We start from the raw sequence: 19,162 nt of genomic DNA, 5'->3' as shown, positions 1-19,162 counted from the left end.
GATTCTCTGTGTCTTTGCTAAAATGTATGTTTATTTCAAGAACGTAATTACAACTCTACGGTTTTTAGATTTACCAGATTCTGAATTATTATCAGCAACTGGTTCATTTTGACCTTTACCGTCAATTAATTGGAAACGATTTTCTGGAATACCTTTTTGTTTCAAATAATCAACAACAGCTTGTGCTCTGCTTTTTGATAAAGCTAAATTGGCTTGACTACTTCCAACGTTATCAGTATGTCCAACAATCGTTAATTTACTATTCTCAGCTTGAATCAAAAGATTATAAATTTTTTCTAAATCTTTATTAGAACTGTTTTGAACTGTAGCACTTCCTGAACTAAAATTTATTTTCCATTCACCGGAAGCCATAACCTCAGTCGCTTGTGTAGTATAATCTGCTTTATCTGCAGAAGTTGATTCGATATCATTGATATTTTTAAGGAAGAATAAATTTACTGCTTGATCATAAGGAACTACAGCTCCAACATTTTCATTAAATCCAAACGGATTCAATTCAGTTAAATATCCTGAAACTTGATTGTACACTGATTTGTATCTGTTTACACCATCTGACATCCCAAAATACTGCATCGCATCGGCATAATTGAACACTTTTGATCCTCCCATATTATAAGTCAATCCGCCTTTTGTTGCTTGCTGTCCTTTAAACATTTTGTACCAATATTCAGGAGTTTCCATATTGTAAGTAGTAGCCACTGCTTCAGATGCTCTTACCTTCCAGTCTTCATAATTTTTCATTTGATTAGAAGCTGTCAAAGCCGATTTCAAAATATTTGAAACAATATCAGGGTTTTTAACAGCCCATTCTTTCACACCAATAAGTGCTGTCGGCATTTGATTGTTGAATTCTTTAGTAGAAACAATATCAACAAAACCGGAAAGTTTATCAAAAACCGTTTTATCTCCAGGTGTCCAAGTCGCACAACCGTCAATTTTTCTGTTTACTGATTTTCCTGTTAATTTTCCGTTTACCACTTCTTTCAAAGTAACAGTCCAACCTGTTGTTTGAGATTTGATTAACTCTTCAGCTGATTTGATATAGTCATCATTTTCTGAAGGATAAATATTTACTGCATCCGCATCATAAGTTGTAGGATCTGGATTTACTTTCAATCCATTTGCAAAACAATAATTTACAGTCGTAACCCAGTCACCATCTCCAAGAACAGCTGAAATCACAGCGCCTTTCATTGATTTTGGATCTGATTTCCAACTTGGTGGTCCGATTAATTTATCTTCACCATAACTCATACCCACAACACCCATTACCTGCAAGTGATATTTATCTTTTCCGTATTTTTCGTCTAATGATTTTTGAACAGAGCTAATATAAAATGGTGCTCCATCGCCCATAATCATAACAGCAAAAACGCTTTTATCTGAAGAAGGAAAAGCTTCTCCTTTATCAAATTCTTCGATAAATTTCATTTGCATGTTACGTAATTCCGAAAGCCAGTCTTGACGTATAATTTCAAGATTAACTCCGTTTTTTTCCATCAAGGATCCTTTTGTTGTTTTTGGTCCTCCATTAGAAACTATAATTCCTGACTGAGCATTCCATGCATATCCTGCAATTCTTACTAAAGGTTTACTACTTACGTCTGAAGATATTTCAGTAGACGGAAGTTCAATTTTTTCAGCATTGGTAACATTATTTACATCGGTACCATTTAATTCAATCCCATTTAATTGTTTTGAAATAGCTGTTTTGATTCCCGGAGAAATATAATAAACTGCTCCTAAAATTCCTCCTATTGCCACAATAACAATCAATAATTCTGAAAAAGTGGTTAACTTTTCCGTTCTTAAAATTTTTCCCATTTTATTTTTAAAATTAAATTATGTATTAAAAAATATCTCCAAAACCACCACTGGACATTTTGTCTTCTTTGGTCATTTTATAATTTGGACTCGAATATTTCGTTGAATCAGGAATAGTGTTGTCTCCTGTTTTAATTTCATCTGCCAATGAATCTAATCTGGAATACAACTCATCATTATCTACAGAATATTTAGAAGTAAGTGCATCAATATCAATCAAATTTTCAGAAGTTCTGGCAATATCTAATGCTATTGTAGATGTTACGACCTCTAATGCATATTCCAATTCCCAATCTTTGGTAAACATCATCGCACTTTTGGCACTTTCCGTTGCTTCTTTTGCATTTCTGGCAAACTCATATTCTTTTTGAAGCATTGTAACTGTAGCATCAAAATCGGCAATTTTTATATCAATTGCTGTTCCTGCCAAAGTCAATTTTCTATCCATTTTACCTAATACATTGGCACGAACCCCATATTTTTGAATAAAATTTTTGCTCTGTTCATATTGTGTAGAAATCCTTTGAGAATCACTTAGCTTTCGGGCCAATTCACTTTGAAGAGCAACATATTCATCAGTATCTTTAGCGCCAACTCCACTCAATCTAACCATTTCATCCATTGCCGATTTTAATTTTTCACACTGGCGTTTAAGACTCAAAACGTCTTCTTGAAATGATTTGGCTTCTTTTTCAGATTTACTGGCTTCGATTTCCATTTCATTTTTAAGACCTTTCAGTTTAGCCTTGGTGTTCTTAAAAACTTCACGATTTTTTATCATTTTTTGTTTTTGCTCTTCCAATTCATTAAAAGGATTACTTTGAATTAATGCTTTGTGAAGATTCTTGGTCGCAAACCTTAATCCTTTCATAATAACTGGGAACATCATTACTAAAAAAACCAAAAAAACACCTGTCGCCGATAAAGCAATCGCTTGTCCCAACATTGTAAAAAGTGGTGGAATAATATATGTCCAAGTTAAATATCCTCCAATACCCAATAAACCCAATGCCAAACCCCAAAATAAGGTCTGTTCGCCTTTCTTTAAAGCACCTGATTTTAAAGCAATTTCACCTTTTGACTCGTCAAAATGTTTTAATATTGGAAGTGATAATAGTGTGCTTTTTTCTTGTTCGAATTTGTCCATTAATTATAAATATTGATTAATTCCTGTTACTACTGTATTTATTGAATCTAAGATTTTATGTTTGGCCAAATCGTTTGCTTCCATTTTCAATCTAATTTCTGAAAACTGCTCTATATTATTAGAATCCATTTTTTGAAATTCTGCTTTCTTAGTTTCCAATTCATTTTGAAGCTGAAGTATCTTAGTATTTAATTCTTCAATGTTTTTGGAAAGATTGTATTTCTCCTTGGTCAAATTATTCTCTAAATCTGATTTTTTAGTTTTACCAATAGTATCATATTTAGCATACACTTTTTCAATCTCTGTCACATAAAAATTTGCTTTTTCAAGAAGAAATTGTTTTGTCAAATCTGGTTGAATTGTTTTTCCCATTGTAAAAGCCATTTGATAACTCTGAGGATTTGTAATTCCAACAGCCACAACAGACTTATACAGTTCAAAAAAATCAAAACCAGAAGCATTCAAAGACTCAAAGCCTTTATCATAAACTTCAAATATTTCTTTTAAAAAAGGATTGGAAATAGAATCCGAGGAAATAGGTTGAGTGGCGTGATTTGGAAATTTAGTGATTTCACTGGTAGGGGGATTTATTGGAGCTTGGGATTTATTTACTTCCACTGGTACTTCAGTTTCTTCATTAATAAAAAGACCTTTCCAATTAAAACTTTCTTTTGCCATTTGTATATTGTTTAATCTGAATTAGAGTTATAAAGTATTTTCTACTATTATACGCTTATCTTGTTAAAAAGTTACTAAAATAAAAATATAAATATAAACTTTTTCAATAAGTAACCTGTAATTTCAACTAAGTTAATCCCTCTTCATTTAACATTTTTAGAAAATGAAACCCCTTTGGCACATATCCTTGATTGTAATAAAAACGATGGGCAGTAAAATTACCCGTGAAAGCATCCAAAACAATGGCGGTACAACCTTCAGCTTGTGCTTTAACATCTATATAATCGGTCATCATTTTTCCAATCCCTTTAGAGCGGTGTTCCGAATGAACTATGAAATTATCAATTTCAATATATTTCCCTGTCCAAAGCTTGATAGCTGTCCAAAAACCAGATAAACCAACGCAGTTACCGTTTTCAAAAACAGCTATCTGTTTGTAATTATGGGGAACCATTTCCTGCAAATAAGATTCGTATTTTTCCAGAGTAAGGTTGGGATACAAGTGTCGCATCACTTCAATTTGAGCGAGCATTTCTGGAGCGGTAGTGAGTTCTATTATTTCCAATTTTAAATCTTTTTAAGTTTAAATTTAATCAAAAAAAAAGAGTCCCGCAATGCGGAACTCTTATATATTTAGAAAGATAAATTCTTATCCTTTCAAAGCTTCTGCTCCACCAACAATCTCAAGGATTTCATTGGTAATCGCAGCCTGACGTGCTTTATTGTAAGTCAATTTCAATTGATCTCTCAAGTCTGTTGCATTGTCTGTTGCTTTGTGCATTGCAGTCATACGCGCTCCATGCTCTGATGCAAATGAATCACGAATACCTTTGTACAATTGTGTTTTTAACGCTTTTGGAATCAAAGTCAAAACAATTTCGTCCTTTGCAGGTTCGAAAATGTAATCACCAGTCGAAACGGGTTTATCTGATTGAATAGGAGCTAATGGCAAAAATTGTTCTGTTTGTACAATTTGAGTAGCTGCGTTTTTAAATTGATTGTAAACCAATTCAATTCTGTCGTATTCACCTGAAACAAATTTTTGAGTCAACTTTTCTGCAATAACAGCAACATTATCAAAAGTTAAATAATCAAAAATTGAACTTTTATTGTCAATTACATTCAAAGTTTTTGACAAAATATCGTTTCCTTTTTTACCGATAGCAAAAATATCCACTTGTTTACCGGCATAATATTCAGAACGGTTTTTAGCTTCCTTAATTACGTTCGTGTTAAAAGCACCACACAAACCTCTATTCGAAGTGATGGCAACAATTAAAACTTTTTTTACCTCACGTTGTGTAGTAAATTCTCCACCAACATCACCATCAAGTGAAGCGGATAGATTTTGTAATAATTCCGTTAATTTTTCGGCATAAGGGCGCATTGCTGTGATTGCATCTTGTGCTTTCTTTAGCTTTGCTGCAGAAACCATTTTCATTGCCGATGTAATCTGCATCGTAGATGAAATGGAAGTAATTCTATTACGGATTTCCTTTAAGTTTGCCATTTTATTTATAGTGAAGAGTGATTTGTGAAAAGTAAATAGTCAAAACTACTCACTTTTCACTATTCACTAGATTAGTTATATTTCGCTGAAATTTCTTTTGCAACAGTCTCCAATACATCTGTAATTTCATCTGTTAATTTTCCTGCTTTCAAAGCATCAAGAGTAGCTCTGTGTTTGTTGTTCAAGAATTCCAAGAAATCTTTCTCAAATTCTTTCACTTTATTCACAGGAACATTTCTCAATAAGTTTTTAGATCCAGCATAGATAATAGCAACTTGGTCTTCAACTGTATAAGGGTCATTCAAACCTTGTTTTAAGATTTCAACGTTTCTTTTTCCTTTTTCAATTACGTTCAATGTAACCGCATCAAGGTCAGAACCGAATTTAGCAAATGCTTCCAATTCACGGAATTGCGCTTGATCCAATTTCAAAGTACCTGCTACTTTTTTCATTGATTTAATTTGAGCATTACCTCCAACACGAGATACAGAAATACCAACGTTAATCGCTGGACGGACCCCAGAGTTAAACAAATCTCCATCCAAGAAAATTTGACCATCTGTAATCGAAATTACGTTTGTTGGGATATATGCAGAAACGTCACCCGCTTGAGTTTCAATAATTGGCAATGCAGTCAAAGAACCTCCACCTTTAACAATTCCTTTCAAAGAATCTGGTAAATCGTTCATGTCTTTTGCAATTCCATCATCAGCAATTACTTTACAAGCACGCTCTAATAAACGACTGTGTAAGTAAAAAACGTCTCCAGGATATGCTTCACGTCCCGGTGGTCTTCTTAATAAAAGAGAAACCTCACGGTAAGCAACTGCTTGTTTAGATAAATCATCATAGACAATCAAAGCAGGACGACCTGAATCTCTAAAATATTCTCCAATTGCAGCACCTGCGAAAGGAGCGTAAACTTGCATAGGAGCTGGATCAGATGCATTTGCAGCAACGATTACAGTATACGCCATTGCTCCTTTTTCTTCCAACATTTTTGCAATTCCTGCAACAGTAGAAGCTTTTTGACCAATAGCAACATATATACAGAATACTGGTTTCCCAGCATCGTAAAATTCTTTTTGATTTAAGATAGTGTCAATACAAACAGTAGATTTACCTGTTTGACGGTCACCAATAACCAACTCACGTTGTCCACGACCTACTGGGATCATAGCATCAACTGCTTTTACTCCTGTTTGCAATGGTTCAGTAACTGGTTGACGGAAGATAACTCCAGGAGCTTTTCTTTCCAATGGCATTTCGAATAATTCACCCCCAATTGGTCCTTTTCCATCAATTGGAAAACCAAGAGTGTTAACTACACGTCCTACCATTCCTTCACCTGTTTTAAGGGAAGCAATACGTTGTGTTCTTTTTGCAGTAGATCCTTCTTTGATTCCTGTTGAAGGTCCTAAAAGTACCACCCCAACATTGTCTTGTTCAAGGTTCAAAACGATTGCCTCTAATCCGTTTTCGAATTCAACCAATTCACCGTATTGAACATTTGAAAGCCCATAAATAAGAGCAATACCATCTCCAACTTGAAGTACTGTTCCTACTTCCTCTAGCGTAGCACCAGATTCAAAACCTTCGACTTGCTTTCTTAATATTGCTGAAATTTCAGCAGGTTTGATTTCCGCCATCTTAATTTATAATTTAGACACTTAATGTGTAATAAAACTAATTACTTAACTCTCTTTTTAATATTTGTAATCTGTTGGCAACAGAAGCATTATACTGCTGATCGCCTATTCTTAATATAAATCCTCCGATAATAGCAGGGTCTACAATGTTTTCAATTGTAATTTTTTTATCAGACAATGTTGCTATTTTAGCCAAAACTTTAGCTTCAAGCGCAGCATCCATAGCAACAGCTGTAGTTACTTTGGCCACTTCAACATTATTCATGATATCAAACAATTTACTATACTCTGCAGCGATAACATCCAGAATTTCGAATCTTTTGTTTTCAAATAACAAATGAAGCAAACCTTTGGTTACGTTATCAACAGTAGCAAAAACTTCTAAAAGTGCTTTCTCTTTCACTTCTACTTTAATGGTTGGGTTTTGAATAAAAGTACTCAATTCCACATTTCCCTTAATCGTTGAAGCAATAGATTTCATGTCATTATTCACAGCTTCAGACACCCCTTTTGAATTGGATAAATCTAAAATTGCGGTTGCATAACGAATTGCTGCTCTAGTACTTGCCATGATTAATTCAATTTTACGTCACCTAACAATTTCTCAACCAATTTTGTTTGAGCTTCTTTGTTAGACAGTTCATCTTTTAATATTTTTTCAGCAATGCTAAGAGACAATGTAGAAACATGTAATTTCAATTCAGCCATAGCTGCATTTTTTTCACTTTCAATAGCCGCTTTAGCTTGATCAATCATTTTTTGACCTTGAACTTGAGCTTCAGTTTTAGCATCGTCAACCATTTTATCTTTCATTTCACGAGCTTCTTTAAGCATGGTGTCACGCTCCAATCTTGCTTCCTGTAAAATACGTTGGTTGTCTGCTTGTAAATTTTGCATTTCTTTTCTAGCATTTTCAGCAGAAAGTAATGCATTTTTAATCCCTTCTTCTCTATCGTTTACTGCATCAAGAATAGGTTTCCAAGCGAATTTTTTCAATAAGAATATTAACCCAACAAATATTAATACTTGCCAGAAGAACAAACCTAACTCAAACTGATTTATTAACTTTTCCATTTTTTATAAATTGTAAATTGTAAATTGTATTTTAAAAAAATAAAATTTAATCTGTTTAATATAATTTTCAACATTTAATTAAAACAATAGTTACAACCAACCGTTGTAACTATTGCTTTTTTAGTTTTAATTAAGATGCGAATAACGCAGCAAAACCAATACCTTCAATAAGTGCAGCTGCAATAAGCATTGCAGTTTGGATTTTTCCAGAAGCTTCTGGTTGACGAGCAATAGCGTCCATTGCTGAACCACCAATTCTACCAATACCTAAACCTGCTCCGATAACGATCAATCCTGCTCCTACGATTTGTGGAATTTCCATAATATATATAATTAAAAATTAAACATTCTTTTTTATTGTTGAATCGTTAATGTGCTAAATCGTCGAATCGATTAAACATACTAACGGTTAAACATTTTAGTGATGAGCTTCCTCATGGTGATGCTCTTCTACTGCTGCACCAAAGTACAAAGCAGACAACATCGTGAATATATACGCTTGTAAAAACGCAACCAATATTTCAAGAATAGAAAGCGCAAATGACAAACCAAATGACAAACTGCTTCCTAACCAGCTTTTGAAAATAAACATCAAACCAATAATACTCATCAATACAATATGTCCAGCAAAAATGTTGGCATACAAACGTATCATCAATGAAAATGGTTTAATAAAAACTCCTAATAGCTCAATCGGAGCTAAAACGATACGCATTACTTTTGGTACACCTGGCATCCAGAAAATATGACCCCAGTAATTTTTATTGGCAGTAAAATTTGTGATTAAAAAAGTAAGGATTGCCAATGAAAAAGTAACTGTCAAGTTTCCAGTAACATTAATCCCCAATGGCATTAAACCAAAAATATTTAAGAACAATACAAAGAAAAATATAGTCAATAAATAACTCATATATTTTTTATAGTGCTTCTCACCAATATTTGGAATGGCAATTTCGTCACGTACATATAATACAATTGGTTCAAAAATTCTTCCAAAACCAGAAGCGATTCCGTTATTCTTAGTATATGATTTTGCAAGACTTGAGAATAAGACAAACATCAAAAGTGCTGCAACCATTATAGATAAAACTGTTTTTGTAATCGAAAAATCTAATGGACGTACATTTGTTGGGAAACCCGTTTTTTCGTCTTCGGTTATTGTTCCTGCAGCATCGGTTTTGTAGATTTTACCATCGTGGTGGTTTATTTTATAAAAATTTCCGTTAGATTCTGCAACTGCTTCTCCGTGCTCAAATTTTGATGAAGAGAAAAATTGAATTCCATTATCCCAAAGAATAATTGGCAAATCAAAACCATAGTGAGATCCTGAAACCTCATCTTCGGCTAATGTAAATTCATGAGAATCTAATACGTGGTGTTTTATAAATGCTTGAATTTTAGATTTCACATCTGTCGGTTCAGCATGTGATTCGTGAGTTGTTTTTGTTACTTCATGAGTAACTACAGTTTGAGTGCTTGTAGTATCCGTTTCAGGATTTGCAAAACTAATAAAAGGAAGACATACAACGAAAGTCGCTATAATAAATCTAAGTGCTTTGTTTGAAATCACCATATCTGTTAAATATCTTATTTTTTACGATTCTAAAATTTGGTGCAAAGGTACATTTTTTATTAATACCCAAAAGCATATAAAAAAATATTTTTGAGAATTTGCCCTGCGAAAGTGCTCATAATTGCTTTTCGTTTACTAATCGAATGGTGAAAAGGGTCTCAATTGCTAAAAAGACAATAAACAGTGCGAAAAAATTTATTTTTTCTGTTGCGTTGTAAGATTTAGGAATTTGCAATAAAGGTCTTAAAATCAAATAGCAAAAAATCATTTTAACACTTGTTGCCAGAAGAAATGACATTCCGACATTGTCAAAACTTTTGTCTTTTACAATTAATAGAATTTTAAATATAATGGCAGACAGGACAAAGAAAAACAAATATAATAATTCCAGAGAGTAATGAAAATCGTTGTCTTTTATATTTAAAACATAAAAAAGACTTTTGTGAAGTACATAAATAAAAAAAACCAGGCATAAAAAAGTAGGGTATGGATATAATTTTTTGAAATTCATGTGCCAATTAATTTTTATTGATTTCGTTTACTTGTCTTATTACATTATAAAGTGCCAGAAAAACACCAACCATAACCAATATTTTTACGTAATATACTTTTGTGTTGGGATGATTTGTATCTAGCCAATTTCCAAGATAAGAAAACAAGAAAATAATGACTCCCATTTGAATGGGAATATTAATTAAAGCCAACCATTTATTATAGTTGTTTTTGTTGTTTTTATTCGTCGGCATTTGAAAGTCCTTTTTCTAGAATGGGTTGCATTATACAGGTTGCATTAAAAACTGCTCCTGGTTCTACAGATAATTTTCCAATAACAACATTGCCTATAATTACTGCAGTTTCTTTAATATTTAAGGTGTCTTCTACTTGCAATTTGCCTTCAAACTTCCCTTCAATATCAGCATTGTTACAAATAATATCCCCTTTTACACTTCCTGCCCCTCCAATGACCAATTTGCCATTGGATGTAAAATTACCTATTAGTTCTCCATCCAATCTAAAATCAGCGGACGAAATTATATCTCCTTTTATAAGGGTTCCTTCCACGATTCTATTGGTTTTCCCTAAAAGATCTGTCAACGATTTTGGTTTTTTATCAAACATAATTACGGCTTTTTTATTGAAAGGTATTCTTCTAAATTTTTCTTGATCTGAACTATTTCATAATTCTGGCTTGAAATAACAATTCCCGGTTGGTTAATTTTAAATTTAACATTGTCTGCAAAAAGGATAGCAACAAAATTGGCATAAGATTCCGTATGTATACCTCTAATTGAAATAAAACTTTCCTTTTCGTTATAAAAATCACAGGTGTAATAGAGTTTTTCAATATTTTCGCTAGCCATGAATAGGCCAATTTTTTTTTCAATTTCAGCAGTGCTTTTTTCGTCGTTAATTGATACTCTAAAAATTACTCTCCAATTTTTGGATTCGACAGTACTAAAAGTCATTTGCTCCAAAAGTGGAATTTGAGTTTTTAAAATTTCCTCCGCATTTTTCCCTTCATCTGTAGCCGCATAATTATCGGCTACGTATTGAATCGCTTTTTTATAGGCTGCAAGTCCGTACAATTTTCCGATGGTAAAGGCTTTTAGTATTTCATATTTTGAAACTATCGGATCTCCAGAAAAATGGGTCATCAAATCATCTACCTGTTGCAAAACAGAAGTGAAATATTCCTCTTCATACAGTCTGTATAGTTTTTTATATTCCCCTTCCGGAGTCTCATTTGCAATGCCATCGAGTGGACCGGAATTGTTTATAATCTGAGCATAACGAGAGTTGGGATATTGAGTTGATATTTCGTTTTTAAGCGCTTCTGCTTTTGCTGGATTGGTGATTTGGTATATCTTATATAAATTGTATTTCGTTGGAAGTATCAATTTTTCTTCTGGATTAAACAATAACAATTGCTCCAATCTATTGCTGGCCAAAGTATATTCTTTAAATTTTTCTTTATAAATAATTCCAAGCTGATAATAAGCAAGATTTCTCTCCTTTGCAATACTATCAATTGCTTTTTGTGAACTTGGCAGTTGCTTTATATAATATGCTGTTGTGTATTTTTCGTTCACCTCTACTGGTGTTGTTTTAGAATCAACTACAGCGTCGGTACTATTTGCACCTGCATTATTTGCTGTATTATCGTTTGTTGCAGAAGCCCTCCAATAACCTCCTTGAGCTCTATTCCCCCATGCCTTTTTAAATTCTAATTTTCCGTAAGCGACCGTATTTGGGTTATAAAAATAAAAAGTGTTTGTTGTCCCTTTAGCAGCAGGATCTGTATTATCAGGAGGCACGATTCCTGTTGCTGCATTTGGTATTCCTCCATTTGGTTTGGCAATAGCTCCGTCTGGTGTATTTACTGCGCCATTTATGGCAATATTTGAGTCAATCTTTTTTTGCTTATCTGCCAGTATTTTCAAAAGCTCATCTCTGCTTTTTAGTTGTTGAATATAATTTTCAAAATAAACAACTTGCTCGGGTTCTTTTAAATTAACTACCCTAATAATACTATCATTTCTTTTGGCAATTGCCTCATCAATAATTACCTCATCTAAATTTCTTCTGGTTTTTTGGATCTGAAGATATTCTCTTGTTTTCACATCTAATAACGCCAACGATTTGTCATAATATTTTGCCGCAGTACTATAGTTGTTATGCTTAAAATATAAATTTCCCATATTCCTATAATTCGAAGCATTCAAATAAGGATCGGCAGATTTGGTTTCTAAAGACAAATTGTAATACTGTAAAGCCATATCCATATCATCATTATTGTCATAAAAAATTCCAATGTTATAATAAATGATATCCAAATACGGTCTATTTTCTCTGTCTTCCATTATCTTTTTAGACTTTTCGACAAATAAATTGAAATCTGAGTTTTGATAATTAAAGAGTTTTGCTTTTTTGGCGTAGGCTTGAATAACAAATTTCCTTTCAGCTTTTCTATTCATATCAATGACTTTTTGATAAAAATAAATAGCACTGTCTTTTTGTCCAGCCTCTTCATACAGTTGTCCCAACAAAAAAGAATAGCGTTCTTTTTCATCATTGATCTTGGTATATTTATCGGCCAATTTTAGTTTTATTACAGCACTATCCTTTTCTTCAATATTTAGAAAAGCACTTGCCAAAATGGCATTCGCATCTGCAAATTCTTGCTTGCTGAGTTCGTTATCTTTAATGAGTTTATTAGTGTTTTTTATCGCCAAAGCCTCATTTCCTACACGAATATTTGTTTTTTCGCGCCAAATCTTAGCTTCATAAATATTACTTCCGTTTGGGTATTTGTAAAGAATATAATTGAATGCGTCTAAGGCCGGAATAAATCGTTGGTCATAGTATCTGGCTTTTCCCAATAATAGGTAAGCTTCATCAATTTGATAATTTTTTTCTCGACCGCCAATGTTCATGGAATGTTTCTGAATGGCTTTAGTAGCCTTAGCTTCGGCAAGTTCAAAATCAGCATTTTTTGGTTTTCCTTCTTTTGGAACATCATCAACAATTTGCATTTTTTCAACAGGCAAACGCTTCCAAAAATTTTCTACTGTATTGTCATTTATCCCTTTTACGCCTTTGTCCAAAGCAATTTGTCCGTTATACAAAATATTAAGTTTTGTACTCAATGCATGAGAGTTTCTGGACACAAAAGTATCTTTCTTGGTAGAGCAAGCTATCAAGAACAACAAAAAGGCAATAGGTAAAATGTATTTTGATGTATTGCTATTCAATGGGAAACGTTTAAGTCATTAAACTTTCAAAAAAGGTTTTTAGTATAATGACTGGTAAAAATACGTTTCTTTTTGAAATATATAAATTTATACAGCAAAAAACAATTCCAATTCTTGTAAAGTCTCTTTGGATGTCTGAATGTCCTTTACGACTTCACCTTTGTTGAGTGCAACAATTCGATCACAAACCTCAACAGTATGCATTAAATCATGGCTGGAAACAAGTACTGTAATTTCTGGATTATCAGCCAGCTCTTTGATGATTTTTTTGAGTCTGTTTACCGTAGTTGGGTCCAAATTGGCAAAAGGTTCGTCCAAAATAATCACTTCGGGATTGCCAATCAAAGTGGCAATGATGCCCACTTTCTTTTGGTTTCCTTTGGATAAATCGCGTAAATATTTTTTGTTTTTAAGAATCTCACCATTAAAGAATTCTTCGTGTTGTGCCAATAAAGCATCAACATCGGCTTTGTTCTGACCTCTCAAATCACCGATGAAATAAAAATATTCTTCGGGAGTCAAATATCCTATAAGAAAACTCTCGTCAAGAAAAGACGCAGTGAATGGTTTCCAGTCCTCGCTGGTATTTACCTGAATTTCGTGGTTTATAATATTCCCTGTTGTAGGCTGAATTAAATCCAATAACAAACTGAAAAAAGTTGTTTTTCCCGCTCCGTTATTGCCTACCAATCCAAAACTTTGTCCTTTGGGAATTGCTAATGATTCTATATTTAATACCGAAGTGTCGTTGTATTTTTTGGAAAGATTATTTACTTGTATCATTTTTTAAAGTTTAATCGTTGATTCTTTATTTGGCTAAATTTGTTTAATCCTTAACTTTTTTGTTTGTAGGCCGCTATAGTTGCATATTTCTCTTTTTTGTAAATCTTTTCGATGAATACAAAAGCCTTATTTTTTAGAGCTAAGCCTAAAAGACCAAAAAGAGCAACGAGTGCAAGACCCAGATTAACGTTCATTAAATGAATTCCCAACCAGTACAATCCTACCGGCAATATTAATTGCGGAATGGTAATGAGCATTGTTTTTACATTAAACGCTTTTTTGTCTCCAAAGGCTCCTTTTCCAGAGCTCAAATCAATTGGAGTTTTGGTAAAAGCGCCTCCTAATAATACCATTAAAGAATTGACTCCAATATTATAAATAGCGCCAACAACAATCGTTAAATAAACATGCCAACCAAAAAACAAATAAAACGAAGCCAAAATTGTTGAAACAATTGTCCCTATTATCATCAGCCACCATTTTGAATTTAAATATCCTCGATACGGAATGTTTTGTGTCATCATTAACTGGTAATAGGCACTATCCCAACTCGGCACAAACTGACCGAAAGTTATTAAGAAACCACCCGAAACAAATATGCCTGCAAAAATTTGCATTACAACAGGTTGATGCGAGTTACTGTTGAAAAAAATCAATCCATAAAACAAGAACATAATACTCAAACCCACAGTTGTTTTTGACCTTTTGTTTCTTTTGATTAATTTAATGTCGTTTTTTAAGAACGTTCCCAGTGTTCCAAATTGGTTCAGCCAAGTTAACTGTTCTGTTTTGGCAATATCATTTTTTACAGTCAAACCTGCATCAAGATACAAATCGCCTTTCAAGTAATTGTAGGTCCAATAATACAATCCCGCCAAAACTAAAACAGGAATTGCAAAAACCCATTTGGTATGAAATAATGCTTCAAAGAAGGGGTAAGTATAAAGGGTAATGTCAAAAAGTTTATAATATTGGCAGCCCGCCAAAATCAAGGCAACCGTTATAAAGATTCCCAATAAATTGTCTTTGTTATTCAATAAAATATTCAAAAAATTATTGGCATACACCAGAGAATAAAGTCCAATCAACCAAAATAGAACACTAATTGCTTCGTAACCTTCGTATATTAAAACCGCACAAAAAGGAAGGAAGAAAAAAGCGTGAACCACATTAAAAAAAGACAAAACAGTTTTCCCCAGAGAAAAATGTACAATCGTTGGTCGTTTGAAAGGCAAGGTTAATAATGGTCGAATGTTCATTACCGGAATCGCTTGAAGCAAAAGTCTAATAATCAAATCCATCACAAAATAATAAATCAGGAATTTGTTTATCGTTACCAAAGGATCCAGTTTCATTTCCTTAAGAATATAAAAAGCACCGACACCCAATGCTAAAAAAACTAAGGTGAAATAAAGGACTAAAAATCCCATTAGAATTTTCAATGCCAAATTAGAAGCGAAAGAAGCAGATCTCGTGAAAGATTTCCATTCGAGATAAATAAATTTTGCAAACATGGTTTTTTGGTTTGGTTTTACAATTAGTAGTTTGGGGTAGGAAAATGTTACGTTTTAGCCAAAGAATATTCTGGATATGTTTTTGCTAATTCCGTTGCAACTCTCTTAGGTATAACTATCAACTGAATAAAAACAAGTAGCACCACTAAAACAAAAGCAATTTCACCAAGGATTAAACTCCATCCTGAAGGTACAAAGCTATCTTGAAAAGTATTGAAAAAATTTATTACGAATGAAGGTAGAAAAAACAACATAAGACTAACTCGATTGAGCATGATATCTTCAAAAAGCCATTTCTTGCCTGTTTGCTTGGCTTTCTGCTTGAAATCGTATCGTTTTTTAAAAGTAAATACAATAGAAATCAAAAAAAAAGAAACTACAATTGCTGAAAAAACATCTCGATTACTAAATAAATGATTTATAGTGTGAACTCCCAATACTAAAGTTACAGTCAATATTATTCTGGGCAAACCAAAAAATTCTCTGTAATAACTCCAAATGAGCCGAGTGTATTTTTTGGCTAAGAATTTCTGCCGTTCCTCGACCACATCCATAAAACCAAAAACACCAAATTTCTTGAATTCTTTGTTCAAGATTTCATCAAAAGTACAATTGGAATTTTGTTCCCATTCTTGTTCAATGCCGTTTGCCAAATGATCAACTAATTCCGATTGTAAATCATACCATTCTACTAAATGCTGACGACTGAAGGCATATAATTTTTCTATTTGTTGAGTTGAAAGTTTCATGGATTAGGACAATTTTAATTTTTTCACAAATTGTAAATGTTGATAGGCTAACTTTAAACAAAAAATGGAATACATAAGTAAAAATGACAGTAATAAAATAAAGAATAGACTTGTCCCATAATCCCAAATACTTAATTTTATAGGAATAAACCCTAATCCATAAAAAAATAAATAAATAAAGAAAACAGTAGAGTTTTTATTGAAATAAAGGCTGAAGGAAGTTTTTATATTCGATTTAAAAATCAAAAATTTAAAAATGATTATTGCTAGTGAAATAGCCAAACACATTGTTTTGAAAATCTGTATTAAAAGCGTATAATCAAATTTATTTTGCTTCCCATTAAAAAAATAAGCAAAAAAAAGTGTTGGGACAAGTGCAATTAAAAGTGCTTTTAATTGTAACTGTTTAGTGGTACTAACCCATTTGTCTAAAACAATTTTTGGAGAAGAATTGATTAGTCCAACCCAATGAGAGGAAGTAGGCCTTAACTGTTCCTTCCAGTTTTCAAAAACTTCATGGAAAGCTACTTCAAAAGAGATTCCTTGAACTGTTATTTTTTCTTCTATTTCAGAAGCGATATGGTCGGTTAATTCTAATTTAATATCATCATATTGAATACCATTTAAAACTAAAGTTTCTTCTATTTGAACGATTTGTTGAGCAGTTAATTTCATGGCTTAGGACAATTTTAATTTTTTCACAAATTGAAAGTGTTTAAATGCTAGCTGCAAATTAAAAAACAGATAGACAAAAAACCATGATATTAAAAAAGCACCAATAATATTATGGCAAATGCTAATTTCATTCATTCTTAATGGAGCAATTCCAATACCAAGTAACATTAGATAAAATAGAATAAGATTTGAATTTCTTCCAAACATTAAGCTAAAGGATGTTTTCCTTTTAGATTTCCATATTATAACTCTATAGTAAATAATCAAAAAGAATAATACTAAACTCAAACATTGAACAGCATTATCAATAAATGCTGAATTATTGTAAATTTTAAATATGCCTATTAACCCCAGAGTTGGCATTACAGAAAAAAATAATGATTGAAATTGTTGTCTCTTTGTGGTTGATTCCCACCTATCCATAACAATTTTGGGAGATGAATAAATTAATCCAACCCAAAATGAAGAACTTGGTTTCATTTGGTATCGCCAATTTTGAAAAACCTCATCTTTAGCAATTTCATAAGAAATCCCATTAATACTAATTTTGTCCTCAATTTCAGAAGCGATATGATCCGTTAATTCCAATTTAATATCATCGTATTGAATACCATTTAAAACCAAAGTTTCTTCTATTTTTGATATTTGATCTAATGTTAATTTCATTTTCTTAAAAATTTAAAATTCAAGTTTTGGATTCACTAAACTCTGCATATTCCGAATAAAATCCTCCAACTCGGATAATCGGTTTACGGTTTCGGTTGTGCCTTTTTCAGTGAGTTTATAATATTTCCGTAGTCTATTATCCACTTTTTCAATTTCGACATCCAATATCCCTTCCGCTTCCAATTTGTGCAAAGCAGGATACAATGCCCCTTCGGTAATTTGTAATTCACCTTGAGTGATTGCTTTTACTTTTTGGGTAATTTCGTAACCGTACATCTTGCCATTTTCTTCGAGCAATTTCATAATAATGGTGTTGAGACTGCCTTTATATAATTGTGAGTTTTTCATCTTCATTTTCAATTTTGAAACACAAATATACATAAGATTCTTATACATAATTAAATTAGGTATAAAAAATTTCAAACGCTATCATTTAAGGAAAGTAATACGTTTAGTATCTTTGCAAAAAAATATTCCTATGCCATCCTTCAAAAAGTTGATTGTAAAAGAAGTAAAACGCGAAACCAAAGATGCAGTTTCCATACTTTTTAATGTACCCGAAGAATTTAAGCCTCATTATACATTTATTGCTGGACAATATATAAACCTACGATTAACATTAGATAATCAAGAAATTCGCCGTGCGTATTCTATTTGCTCGGCTCCAACATCTGGGGAATTACGAATTGCCGTGAAAGCGGTAAAAGATGGTGCTTTTTCTCAGTTTGCCAATAGCAAACTAAAAGCAGGAGATGTTCTTGAAGTTGGAAAACCAGAAGGAAAATTTACTTTTGAACCCGAAATAGATCGTCAAAAAAACTATATTGCTTTTGTAGCAGGTAGTGGAATTACACCTGTTTTGTCGATTTTGAAATCGGTTTTGAAAAGCGAACCCAAAAGTTCTTTCGTCTTGGTTTACGGAAACAAATCGCCAGAAGAAACCATTTTTCATCAAGAATTACACGATTTGCAATTGCAATATGTAGGTCGTTTGTTTGTGCATTATGTTTACAGTCAAGCTAATGTTGAAAACGCTTTATTTGGTCGAATTGACAAATCCACAGTCAATTATGCGTTGAATACCAAACATGCTTCATTGGCGTTCGATAAATTCTATTTGTGTGGTCCGGAAGAAATGATCAATACCGTTTCTGCCGTTTTGAAAGAAAAAAACGTAAAAGAATCGGCTATAAAATTTGAATTGTTTACTTCGTCTTCTCAAGAAAATACAATCAAAGAATCTTTGAGCGGTCATTCCAAAATCACCGTTATGGTAGATGATGAAGAAACGATTTTTGAAATGTCTCAAAAACAAAGCATACTCGATGCAGCTTTAAAACAAGGAATTGATGCTCCTTATTCTTGTCAAGGCGGAATCTGCAGCAGTTGCTTGGCGCGCGTTACCGAAGGTGCAGCAGAGATGAAGAAAAATTCAATTCTTACCGATAGTGAAATAGCCGAAGGTTTAATCCTTACTTGTCAAGCGCATCCAACCACAGCAACCATTCGTGTAGATTATGACGATGTTTAAAAAAAGATAAAATGAT

Annotated in this window: 20 protein-coding genes; 1 reads left to right on the top strand and 19 read right to left on the bottom strand. The window is 32.8% G+C overall.

Annotated features, from left to right (window positions below):
- Window positions 1-30 precede the first annotated feature (30 nt).
- The 19 genes from OLM57_RS04815 to OLM57_RS04725 all read right to left on the bottom strand — a co-directional run bounded on the left by OLM57_RS04815 (window position 31) and on the right by OLM57_RS04725 (window position 17,963).
- Complete coding sequence (locus OLM57_RS04815; protein ID WP_264566103.1) at window positions 31-1,845, bottom strand: OmpA family protein; 1,815 nt, start codon at window positions 1,843-1,845, stop codon at window positions 31-33.
- A gap of 25 nt (window positions 1,846-1,870) precedes the next feature.
- Complete coding sequence (locus tag OLM57_RS04810) at window positions 1,871-2,992, bottom strand: hypothetical protein (RefSeq protein WP_264566102.1); 1,122 nt, start codon at window positions 2,990-2,992, stop codon at window positions 1,871-1,873.
- Window positions 2,993-2,995: 3 nt separating this feature from the next.
- Window positions 2,996-3,670, bottom strand: coding sequence for a kinetochore protein SPC24 (locus tag OLM57_RS04805; RefSeq protein WP_264566101.1), 675 nt, complete (start codon window positions 3,668-3,670; stop codon window positions 2,996-2,998).
- Window positions 3,671-3,797: 127 nt separating this feature from the next.
- Window positions 3,798-4,202 (bottom strand): GNAT family N-acetyltransferase, encoded by a 405-nt coding sequence (locus OLM57_RS04800; protein WP_264566948.1) that lies wholly within the window; start codon window positions 4,200-4,202, stop codon window positions 3,798-3,800.
- Window positions 4,203-4,319: 117 nt separating this feature from the next.
- Window positions 4,320-5,180, bottom strand: a complete 861-nt coding sequence (atpG, locus tag OLM57_RS04795) for an ATP synthase F1 subunit gamma (protein WP_264566100.1) — start codon at window positions 5,178-5,180, stop codon at window positions 4,320-4,322.
- A 71-nt stretch (window positions 5,181-5,251) separates the two neighbouring features.
- Window positions 5,252-6,829 carry a F0F1 ATP synthase subunit alpha gene (atpA, locus tag OLM57_RS04790; RefSeq protein WP_077374826.1) on the bottom strand — a complete coding sequence of 526 codons (1,578 nt, stop codon included), beginning with the start codon at window positions 6,827-6,829 and terminating at the stop codon, window positions 5,252-5,254.
- Between the two features lie 37 nt (window positions 6,830-6,866).
- Entirely contained in the window at window positions 6,867-7,400 is a 534-nt protein-coding gene (atpH, locus tag OLM57_RS04785) for an ATP synthase F1 subunit delta (RefSeq protein ID WP_264566099.1), read from the bottom strand.
- A 2-nt stretch (window positions 7,401-7,402) separates the two neighbouring features.
- The gene (locus OLM57_RS04780; RefSeq protein ID WP_264566098.1) at window positions 7,403-7,903 is read right to left on the bottom strand and encodes a F0F1 ATP synthase subunit B; all 501 of its coding nucleotides are present in this window, start codon (window positions 7,901-7,903) and stop codon (window positions 7,403-7,405) included.
- 130 nt (window positions 7,904-8,033) lie between these two features.
- Complete coding sequence (gene atpE / locus OLM57_RS04775) at window positions 8,034-8,225, bottom strand: ATP synthase F0 subunit C (protein WP_185965906.1); 192 nt, start codon at window positions 8,223-8,225, stop codon at window positions 8,034-8,036.
- A gap of 96 nt (window positions 8,226-8,321) precedes the next feature.
- A complete protein-coding gene (gene atpB, locus OLM57_RS04770; protein WP_264566097.1) occupies window positions 8,322-9,476 on the bottom strand; it encodes a F0F1 ATP synthase subunit A in 1,155 nt (384 codons plus the stop codon).
- 518 nt (window positions 9,477-9,994) lie between these two features.
- On the bottom strand, window positions 9,995-10,222 hold the full coding sequence (locus OLM57_RS04765; protein ID WP_264566096.1) for an AtpZ/AtpI family protein: 228 nt from the start codon (window positions 10,220-10,222) through the stop codon (window positions 9,995-9,997).
- The gene (locus tag OLM57_RS04760) at window positions 10,209-10,595 is read right to left on the bottom strand and encodes a bactofilin family protein (protein WP_264566095.1); all 387 of its coding nucleotides are present in this window, start codon (window positions 10,593-10,595) and stop codon (window positions 10,209-10,211) included. The genes OLM57_RS04765 and OLM57_RS04760 overlap by 14 nt, the downstream gene beginning before the upstream one ends.
- 2 nt (window positions 10,596-10,597) lie before the next feature.
- On the bottom strand, window positions 10,598-13,228 hold the full coding sequence (locus tag OLM57_RS04755) for a tetratricopeptide repeat protein (protein ID WP_264566094.1): 2,631 nt from the start codon (window positions 13,226-13,228) through the stop codon (window positions 10,598-10,600).
- A gap of 87 nt (window positions 13,229-13,315) precedes the next feature.
- Window positions 13,316-14,011, bottom strand: a complete 696-nt coding sequence (locus tag OLM57_RS04750) for an ABC transporter ATP-binding protein (RefSeq protein ID WP_264566093.1) — start codon at window positions 14,009-14,011, stop codon at window positions 13,316-13,318.
- A 50-nt stretch (window positions 14,012-14,061) separates the two neighbouring features.
- Window positions 14,062-15,525 (bottom strand): DUF5687 family protein, encoded by a 1,464-nt coding sequence (locus OLM57_RS04745; RefSeq protein ID WP_264566092.1) that lies wholly within the window; start codon window positions 15,523-15,525, stop codon window positions 14,062-14,064.
- A 47-nt stretch (window positions 15,526-15,572) separates the two neighbouring features.
- On the bottom strand, window positions 15,573-16,274 hold the full coding sequence (locus OLM57_RS04740; RefSeq protein ID WP_264566091.1) for a hypothetical protein: 702 nt from the start codon (window positions 16,272-16,274) through the stop codon (window positions 15,573-15,575).
- 3 nt (window positions 16,275-16,277) lie between these two features.
- Entirely contained in the window at window positions 16,278-16,949 is a 672-nt protein-coding gene (locus OLM57_RS04735; protein WP_264566090.1) for a hypothetical protein, read from the bottom strand.
- A gap of 3 nt (window positions 16,950-16,952) precedes the next feature.
- Window positions 16,953-17,615, bottom strand: coding sequence for a hypothetical protein (locus OLM57_RS04730; RefSeq protein ID WP_264566089.1), 663 nt, complete (start codon window positions 17,613-17,615; stop codon window positions 16,953-16,955).
- Between the two features lie 12 nt (window positions 17,616-17,627).
- The gene (locus tag OLM57_RS04725) at window positions 17,628-17,963 is read right to left on the bottom strand and encodes a PadR family transcriptional regulator (protein WP_116796638.1); all 336 of its coding nucleotides are present in this window, start codon (window positions 17,961-17,963) and stop codon (window positions 17,628-17,630) included.
- A 130-nt stretch (window positions 17,964-18,093) separates the two neighbouring features.
- Between OLM57_RS04725 and OLM57_RS04720 the strand changes: the two genes are divergently transcribed.
- Entirely contained in the window at window positions 18,094-19,146 is a 1,053-nt protein-coding gene (locus tag OLM57_RS04720; protein WP_264566088.1) for a ferredoxin--NADP reductase, read from the top strand.
- Window positions 19,147-19,162 lie beyond the last annotated feature (16 nt).

This window comes from Flavobacterium sp. N3904, from assembly GCF_025947305.1.
GTDB lineage: Bacteria > Bacteroidota > Bacteroidia > Flavobacteriales > Flavobacteriaceae > Flavobacterium.
This window is presented reverse-complemented; position numbering and strand designations above follow the sequence as displayed.